This window comes from Leptolyngbya sp. AN10, from assembly GCF_050565645.1.
GTDB lineage: Bacteria > Cyanobacteriota > Cyanobacteriia > Leptolyngbyales > Leptolyngbyaceae > Leptolyngbya.
Genome location: NZ_JBNXVP010000087.1, coordinates 1 through 8,432, shown reverse-complemented (window position 1 = coordinate 8,432; position 8,432 = coordinate 1). Strand labels below are relative to the sequence as shown.

The window sequence follows — 8,432 nt, the reverse complement described above, 5'->3', positions numbered from 1 at the left end:
AGATTTTTCGCATCTTATCGGAGCGCTACCGTAACCGTCGCAGGCGATTTGGGCTACGGTTCAACTTGATCGCAGGCTTGCTGAACTATGAGCTTGCTCATCCAATTTGATTCGTGCAGGAGGTCTACTCCATTCGATTCAAACCAAGGATTTTCAGAAACCTTCGTGTCTTTCCTGCGGTTGGTATGAGTCAGACTCTCACGCAGTCGGTTCAGACGAATATTGGTGTGGCTTTTATCGATCGGCGTTTGGATTAGAACAGCAATACGAACGCCCTTCAGTTTGTCGTAAATGGTATCCTGCGATCGCCCAACAAGATACAAAGTTTCAACTTGATGTTTATCCGGCTGAATTTTCTGAAACTCGCGACTCTGAAGATACTGCTATTGAGCCAGTCCAAGCAGAAGCACATCAAATCATTCCTTCACCTGATGTCTCAGAATGCGATCGTGAAATATTACCTTTTGACGCAATTCTGAGAGCAATTCCTAAACTTAGTGCTGATCAACTGTTGCATCTAGAGAATGCAATTCAAACTGCAAAAGCATCACAAGTTGGGGCTTAATCTTCAAGGGCGCTGTCTTTGCTCCAAGGCTTTGCGGGCGTAGTCTCGTTCTGCTATAAATTCTTTATTGAGCATGGCGGCTATTTAATACCAACTGAAGTAACCTCTTAGGTTGAGTTATGGAATATCATCATGTGCGAAAGAAGATGAGCTAGACACTTCCAACTACGGTATGCTGCTCTCAAGACAATTGGCATTTGAGATAAATGGGAAAAGTCATTGCACTATTTAATCAAGCTGGCGGAGTTGGAAAGTCAACTTTGACAATGAACTTAGGTTACAGCTTGGTTCAAAGAAAGCGACGAGTGCTGCTAGTCGATATGGACCCTCAGTCATCCTTAACTACGTTTATGGGACTGGAGCCAGGAGAGCTAGGTTGTACAGTCTATAACGCGATCGTACCCGAAGAAGAACTGCCTATTCATAAAGAGATTCGCGGCATGGATCTAGTGCCCGCGCAGTTGAAACTCTCTGATGCTGAGCAGGAGTTAGTCACTGCTTATATGCGTGATACTCGGCTCAAAGATGCCTTAGAGCCAGTTCAAGGACAATATGATTTCATCTTGATCGACTGCCCACCTAGCTTAGGAATGCTGAGCTACATTTCCTTAGTAGCAACAGACTACCTGTTAATTCCGATCCAGACGCAGTTCAAAGCCTTTCAGGGAACGGATATGCTTTTGCAAACTTTGCAGAAGGTAAAAGCCAAACCGAATCGAAATCTCAAAATTGCGGGATTTGTGCCTACGATGTATGACGGTCGCAACTCTCATGACGAGTTAACGTTAAAGGCGATTCAAGAGCAGCTTGCCCCAATGGGTAAAATTTTCCCAGCTATTCCTAAGTCAACTGTCTTCGCAGATGCTTCAATGGAACGAATGCCGTTGGCTGTCTATAGCCCTAAGCATCCAGCTAAAAAGGTATTAGACGGAATCGCTAAAGAGATGGAGAAGCTAAGATGACATCAAAACGTGAGCGTACGTTTGGAGGCAAGATTACGGCTCCGGTGACATTGTTTGGAGATGCTGAAAATACGCCTGCCCCTAATACAATCGCGATCGCTCGTATTCGGCTGCCGAATCAACAGCCTCGTCGCTATTTCGATCCCCAGAAGATGAAACAGCTCGTACTCTCTGTGAAAGAACATGGAGTTTTAGAGCCGTTGCTAGTACGAATCCTGGATGGGTCGGATGTTTACGAATTGGTTGCTGGAGAACGGCGCTACCGCGCTGCAAAAGAAGCAGGTTTGACGGATGTTCCTGCTGTAATTCGTGAGCTGACCGATGAACAGGCAGTGCAACTGGCTCTGATTGAGAACTTGCAGCGAGAAGACCTCAACCCAGTCGAAGAAACGGAAGGAGTTCTACAGCTTCTGGCACTCAAGCTAAAAATGAACATTGATCAACTGCCCAAGTTGCTTTATCGGATGCAACATGAGGCAAAAGGAAAAGTTGCCCATAACGTTATGGGCAGTTCAGAAAATGACGTAGTACAAGCGGTTTTTGCTTCATTGGGAACGATGACATGGGAATCATTTGTCAATAATCGACTTCCCTTACTCAATCTTCCTGACGACGTTTTAGAGGCTCTACAGCAGGGTAAACTTGCTTACACCAAGGCTCAAGCGATTGCTCGTGTCAAAGATGAGGAGCAGCGCAAAGACTTACTCAGCGATTGCCTCGCTCAAGACCTTCCTCTAACAGAGATTAAAGAGCGCATCGCAAGCCTCAAGTCGAATGCTGCGGCAGCAGCAAATCAACCCTCGTTAAAAAATCAATTTGACGATGTGTTAAAGCTTGCTAAACGATCGAAGATTTGGGACGATCCCAAGAAACAGAAAAAGTTGGAAAAGCTACTCGCCGATCTAAAATCATTGGTTTCTAATACAGACTAGTTCTGAGTGAAAAATCTAGCATCTTCTGCCTCAGTACTTGAAAGGATAGATTGAATGAGCAAATTAGGTTCAGGGGAATACAGTGTCCTCCTAGTTGAGATTAAGCAGCGAATTCGGTCTGCTCAATACGAGGCGCTTAAGGCAGTCAACAAAGAACTGATTGCCCTGTATTGGGATATTGGAAGTTTGATTGTAGCTCGTCAACAGGGAGAAAGTTGGGGGAAGTCGATCGTTGAGCAGTTAGCGAAGGATCTCCAGGCTGAGTTTCCAGGAATAAGCGGTTTTTCTGTCCGCAACATCTGGAACATGCGGAGTTTCTATGTCACTTATAGCCAGAATCAAAAACTGCAACCATTGGTTGCAGAAATTGGTTGGACTCATAACTTAGTCATTATGGAGAAGTGTAAGGATGATTTGGAGCGAGAGTTCTATATCCGAATGACTCGTAAATATGGCTGGACGAAGAACGTTCTGCTTCACCAAATCGAAAATCAATCTTATGAAAAGACTTTATTAAATCAAACGAATTTTGAGGCTACAGTTTCCGAAGAGATTCAAAATCAAGCTAAATTAGCGGTGAAAGACGAATATACGTTTCCGTTTCTGGAGTTGGGGGATAAGTATTCGGAGCGGCAACTTGAAACTGCTATTTTGGCGAAAGTTGAACCTTTCCTACAAGAAATGGGTGGGATGTTCACCTTTGTGAGAAGCCAATATCGATTAGAAGTTGGCACAAAAGAATATTTCATCGATATTGTTCTCTATCACCGATCGCTTCAATGCTTAGTTGCGATCGATTTAAAGATTGGAGAGTTCGAGCCGGAGTACATCGGCAAAATGCAGTTTTACCTTGCTGTACTGGATGATCAGGTAAGACTTCCGCACGAGCAGCCCTCAGTAGGGATCATTCTATGTAAGACAAAAGATAAAATGACAGTGGAATATGCGTTGAAGGATGCCACAAAGCCGATTGGAGTCGGAACTTACCGCGTGACCTCGACACTACCGCAGGAGTTAAAAGGGCAACTGCCTGCTCCTGAACAGGTAGCGAAGTTGTTGGAAGATTTGGACTAATTCTACCAAAGGTTGATTAGACGCTATTCCAGCTCTAATTTCATACAATAAAGCTCTCTATGCAAAGTGGTTTCATTCTAGAAACTTTGGCAAGGTAGTCGGCATTTCATACAAGCAGGTTCCCTGTGCCAAAGACATTGCTCCTTAGTTTTGAAAGCATAAGTTGAGAACCTGGCTCACATCCTACAGTCAAACACTATATAGACTTCGGCGCTTTCTACCACTTGGTTTGCCTTATGCCTGAGATGGTAATGCGGGCAGCACAATGAACTACGATTCTGCATTCTCGGATCATAAATGACAGGACCGCACAAGCAGCGTTTAAGAAAATTGTGCGATCGCGGAGTCCCCTGGAGCAGAAGAACAGTGAGAGTGTGAGCGCACTTGTTACAGAAAATCAGTCTACTGATTTAGAGGTCGTGCTTGGATAAAGTACGATCACACTCAATCCTATGATCGAAGAAGCGGTCGTGATAAATTAGCAGCGATGGCGGATTCAGTGAGTGAGATCTTAGAGGCGTATTGGTTACTGCGATCGCTAAATCTGTTCTATCTCTGCTTAGAGGTCTTCAACTTGGGCGATCATGAGTTCGGTCAGGCGGGAGATTTGTTCTAGAGGGAGACGATCGCGCAGCATATTAAGTGCGATCGCGCGCCGCTCCTCTTGCTAACTCCGCTCTTGAGTCTGCTGTTCCCACGCAAGAAATGATTCCGCTAGTGCCATGATTGTCTCCTGTCCGCTAAACTCTTGAACTTCGTCCAAACCTATCACAACTTTTCACCTCGCGACAGTCGCAAAATGCCAGGTTGCTGGGGATGATTTAGGGGGAATGCTAACACTTCTCGAATCGCTCATTCCTGCGTTGCGTCCCAGGATTCTTAACCGTAAGGGTTTTTCTGTTTCCGGCAATTAGTCGATTGCTACGACTTACTACGCAGAGAAATCGAGGAGCATCAGCACAATTCTAGAGCAGATTGACGGCAGTATTGCCTTACTAGGGTTTCAGCACGGAGATATCGCTAGGAGAATTTGAGGTACGATCTTTGATATCGACTGCGGAGGTGAAAGGAATGCGCGAAATCACGATCGGAGAAATTTCAAAAGATCTACCTGCCTATTTGCAGCGAGTGCAAGCAGGAGAAAGCTTTGTGGTGTTGCAGTCGGGAACACCCCTGGCTCAGGTCGTTCCTCCAACATCAAAAAGAGAACTTGATCAAGTAAGCTTTGCCGAACGATATGCAAACTTTCGAGAACAAATGGCGGCAGAAGGGGTCGATGAAGATTTAGATGATGTGTTTGAGAATGTCCGCGATCGCACTCCTGCGCCAGAAGAACCAAGGTGGTAGAGCAGAATGCGCTTTTTAGTCGATACAAATATCGCGTCAGAACCCTTTAAGGTGCAGCCAAATGCCTTAGTGGTTGAGAGATTCAATCAGAATATTCGAGAGATGGGAATTGCTGCTGTAATGTGGCACGAGTTGCTGTATGGATTTCATCGCTCACCAGAGTCACGGCGAAAGCGACAGTTAGAAACGTATCTTCAACAAATTGTTCTACGTGCTCTTGAAATTCTTCCCTATGACAGGGCTGCTGCTGAGTGGTTTGCGCTTGAACGGGCAAGGTTAACAGGTTTGGAAAGACCGCCTTCGTATGCAGATGGGCAATTCGCTGCGATTGCTGCCGTCAATGATCTGGTCCTCGTTACCCGAAATGTTTCTGATTACTCCGATTTTGCCGGGTTGTCGATCGAGAACTGGTTTGAATGATCGAGCAGTCGTTGCCAAATGGCAGTTAATCTTATCACTCACTGTGGGGATCTATTTCGATCCGTTGTTTTCAGAACGCTGGCTCTGAGCTAGTTTCAGAAGTTCAAGTTTTCAGAATAGTTTTACTTGCAAAGGTTGTAACCTCTGTTCTGCAAGCGTTTCATCAGATAATATCGAAATCGATTGAAATCCAGATCTATCTCGACGTAATCCTATCTTTCAGGTTGCTCAACAAGTCGAATCGGCTCGAAGTCTGTCACTCACCCAAATCTCCTCAGTATAAAAGTCTCTCCTACGTTGTTCTAGTCAAAAGCCTCCAAGCAGTAGACCGAGCCAAATCTCAATCCACGGTAATACGATCTCTTGCTGAAGCATCTGTAAAGAAACGGTTTCCACCTCAACCGCTTCAAAATAGGCTGAGATCGCACTCGCCCACGCTTCTACGTCTTCAATATGCGACAGTGAGATTGCTGTTTCTAAGTCGGTTTCTCCTGACCCTAATCCCTCCACAGCATCTGCAAGCGTGGCAGAATCCACTTCAGCCACGATCGTCCCCTCTTCCTGACTTTCCACCGTTCCCAGCATTCTTGGTGCATAAGAATCCCGTTTGCTCTCCCGATCGAACCCGCCCATGAACTGAGAAAAATCAATTTCTATGCCTTGCCTGACATAGGGCAGAAATGGCTCGATCGTCATCTGCGGACCTTCTTTTGTCATCGTCGCATCGAGTTCCTCAAACACTTGTTCCGACGAGGTGACAAACAACTCAACCAAATGTTCGATCGTTCGTCCAATGATTTGAAGTTGTTGTGGCGTATCCAAATGCTCGATCGACTCCCCCAGAGATCGCCACACCGCCTCCCTGTGAAGCGTCTCCCAAGTCTGAGCTTCCAGAGCATTAGCTCATACGCACAATTGCCCAAAACGAGCTGAATGACGGGGACAAGGGCGAATTGGGCAGTAATCAGGATCAAGCTGTTCGATATCGGCAAAATATGGAATGTCATAGGCTTCCTTTAACACTCCCAGCATGGCTTCGACATAATAAATCACTTCAGCTGGGGTCATGCCCACACAATGCTCACCCTCAACCTCATTGATCAAATTCGAGCCTTGCCAAACTTGAGTGTCGGGATCGAAATAGATCGAGATCCGAAGCTATTTCGTTGCCTCTGGCTCACGCAAAGCGTGTCCCATCGTTTTTAGAACGACTACTGTGAGGCGGTTTCAGAAGTTCAAGATTTTAGAACTGGTGCGTTTAGAAAAGCTGAAATGCTTGCTGCATCCGTGTTTCACATGATGATGTCGGAATAGATCGAGATCCGAAACTGTTTCGATGTAACCCTATCATCAAATCTACCCAGATACACCCAAATATCTCCAACATAAAAATCACTGCCACGTCGTTCTATTCGATAGTTACCGAGTAGCAAGTCGAGCCATACGGACTTAATTTTCTGGCTTTTGCTGTTCCGAATCAGGCGCTTTCTCGTTAATCGCTTGATAAAACGCAAATTCCGCCGCTGCGAGTCGCTTGCCCTGAATGTAGCGCTCAAATACCTTTTCAGAGCGATGCCCAGTCAATGTTCGTGCCAGCAGCGAATCAATCCCCAACTCCACCAATTCTGACGCATACGTATGACGAAAGCGATGAGGAGTGAGGTTCTCAATTCCAGTCGCCTCACCCAATCGGTTTTTCGCAAAGTAGTAAATCCCTTGATATCCCAAACGATTGCCACGATTGTGGAAGTCGTAGGACAAGAACAGTGGACTCTCATTGGTCAACACCTCATGTTGAGAGCGCCTGCGTTCTAGATAAGCCTGAATGTGATCGCGGGCTGCTTGACGAAGGGGCACGATCGCTTCTTCATCATCCTTTTTCCTGACAAACCGCAGCCGCGTTCCATCGTAGTTTCCCACATTCAACTGCGCCACATCTTCTGCTCTTAAGCCATGCGTCAACACTGCCAACAAAGCCCGATCGCGCCAATTGACCTCCTCATTACCCGAAAGTTCTTGAGCGATCGCTTGAGCAATTTTTTCCATCTGTTCCTTGCTGAAATGACGCGGCAAGGGTTTGCCCAACTTCTGAAACTTCACCGCAGCGGTTGGCAAAACCGCCGTAATCTCCATATATCCTGCTAATTGGAACCAGCGGTAAAAGCTTTTGAGTGCGGTCAGTGCTTGATTAATGGCAGCAGGAGACAGCGGTTTTCCTCGACGAGTGGTGCAGTCTTTCACGAGATACTGCTTAAACTGAGCAATATCTCTGGGTGTGACATCAATCCACGCTTTACTGCTCCAGTTGACAAATCGCTCCAACTCGATGCGATAGGACTTCTGACTATTGGGTGCAAGATTACTTGCCTGCAAAAACTCCTTGATGCGCTCCAGACGCAAATCTGGGATCTCGGTTCGCAATACTTCTGAGCGATCTGGCGATCGAGTAATACTCGGCTCTTTCAATTGCGCTTCCGAATTTGAGACCACCATCCGAATTAGGGGATTGAAATTCGCAGACATCGCGCCTCTTGTTTGGCTCAACTTATGGTTTCAAACTTAATTTACCACGGTGCCTCTTGTCACTGTAAGCATAACCTGAGCCATTCTGAAAGCATAATGTGAGCCAAATACCTTCTGAAATGCTGATTCTGCTGTTCTCATTACTGATTTTGTTTCACTGCTTTGAAAGCATAACTTGAGCAAACGTTCAGCCTCGAAATGATAATCTGAGCAAACATTGAATCTAAAACTGGTGTGTAATGAAAGCGTTTTAGAAGCGACACTCCAAGTCTAGTTGTTCTAAGGCAGTACTTACACATTTAGCTGTCACTTCCACTGAATGAACGCTTCAGAAATACAGATTAGTTTTCTCGTCAATAGAAATTGATGCTTGAATTGCAGCGCAACGCTTAAAAAGCGGTGACAGTAAGAACTGTGAGATATCAAAGATGGTTGAACTGAGTCTGAATCGAGAAGAGAGAGACGAGCGCGGCTCAGTTTTGAACAGCAATTCTCATTATGAAAAATCAACTGGAGTTGGGCGGGACTTCTAACTCCAGTCCTTCAATCATAAAGGTCAGCAAATGATCCCAATTCTCGAACAATAAGTAGCGAGTTAAGGCACGCAGA

General features: G+C 45.7%; 10 protein-coding genes and 1 pseudogene. 8 read left to right on the top strand and 3 right to left on the bottom strand.

The genetic code is table 11. The annotated features are described in order from the left end of the window. From ACQ4M5_RS41435 to ACQ4M5_RS41400, 8 genes and pseudogenes are all read left to right on the top strand, one after another. Positions 1-110: pseudogene (locus ACQ4M5_RS41435) on the top strand (IS5/IS1182 family transposase); the annotation flags it as partial. Then, the gene (locus ACQ4M5_RS41430) at positions 107-565 is read left to right on the top strand and encodes a hypothetical protein (protein ID WP_430681641.1); all 459 of its coding nucleotides are present in this window, start codon (positions 107-109) and stop codon (positions 563-565) included. The pseudogene ACQ4M5_RS41435 and the gene ACQ4M5_RS41430, both read left to right, overlap by 4 nt. Before the next feature lie 206 nt (positions 566-771). Continuing rightward, positions 772-1,527, top strand: coding sequence for a ParA family protein (locus ACQ4M5_RS41425; RefSeq protein ID WP_430681640.1), 756 nt, complete (start codon positions 772-774; stop codon positions 1,525-1,527). Then, positions 1,524-2,459 carry a ParB/RepB/Spo0J family partition protein gene (locus ACQ4M5_RS41420; RefSeq protein ID WP_430681639.1) on the top strand — a complete coding sequence of 312 codons (936 nt, stop codon included), beginning with the start codon at positions 1,524-1,526 and terminating at the stop codon, positions 2,457-2,459. Before ACQ4M5_RS41425 ends, ACQ4M5_RS41420 begins: the two co-directional genes overlap by 4 nt. Before the next feature lie 54 nt (positions 2,460-2,513). After that, positions 2,514-3,533, top strand: coding sequence for a PDDEXK nuclease domain-containing protein (locus tag ACQ4M5_RS41415; RefSeq protein ID WP_430681638.1), 1,020 nt, complete (start codon positions 2,514-2,516; stop codon positions 3,531-3,533). Positions 3,534-4,020: 487 nt separating this feature from the next. Continuing rightward, positions 4,021-4,149: a hypothetical protein gene (locus tag ACQ4M5_RS41410; protein WP_430681637.1), complete on the top strand. Its 129-nt coding sequence runs from the start codon at positions 4,021-4,023 to the stop codon at positions 4,147-4,149. Between the two features lie 428 nt (positions 4,150-4,577). After that, positions 4,578-4,880: a type II toxin-antitoxin system Phd/YefM family antitoxin gene (locus ACQ4M5_RS41405; RefSeq protein WP_430681636.1), complete on the top strand. Its 303-nt coding sequence runs from the start codon at positions 4,578-4,580 to the stop codon at positions 4,878-4,880. Between the two features lie 6 nt (positions 4,881-4,886). Beyond that, positions 4,887-5,300, top strand: coding sequence for a type II toxin-antitoxin system VapC family toxin (locus ACQ4M5_RS41400; RefSeq protein WP_430681635.1), 414 nt, complete (start codon positions 4,887-4,889; stop codon positions 5,298-5,300). A gap of 306 nt (positions 5,301-5,606) precedes the next feature. On the opposite strand, the gene ACQ4M5_RS41395 is transcribed toward ACQ4M5_RS41400, so the two are convergent. The 3 genes from ACQ4M5_RS41395 to ACQ4M5_RS41385 all read right to left on the bottom strand — a co-directional run bounded on the left by ACQ4M5_RS41395 (position 5,607) and on the right by ACQ4M5_RS41385 (position 7,844). After that, positions 5,607-6,155, bottom strand: a complete 549-nt coding sequence (locus ACQ4M5_RS41395) for a hypothetical protein (RefSeq protein WP_430681634.1) — start codon at positions 6,153-6,155, stop codon at positions 5,607-5,609. A gap of 48 nt (positions 6,156-6,203) precedes the next feature. Beyond that, a complete protein-coding gene (locus ACQ4M5_RS41390) occupies positions 6,204-6,368 on the bottom strand; it encodes a hypothetical protein (RefSeq protein WP_430681633.1) in 165 nt (54 codons plus the stop codon). Between the two features lie 381 nt (positions 6,369-6,749). Then, positions 6,750-7,844, bottom strand: a complete 1,095-nt coding sequence (locus ACQ4M5_RS41385) for a tyrosine-type recombinase/integrase (protein ID WP_430681632.1) — start codon at positions 7,842-7,844, stop codon at positions 6,750-6,752. Between the last annotated feature and the right edge of the window lie 588 nt (positions 7,845-8,432).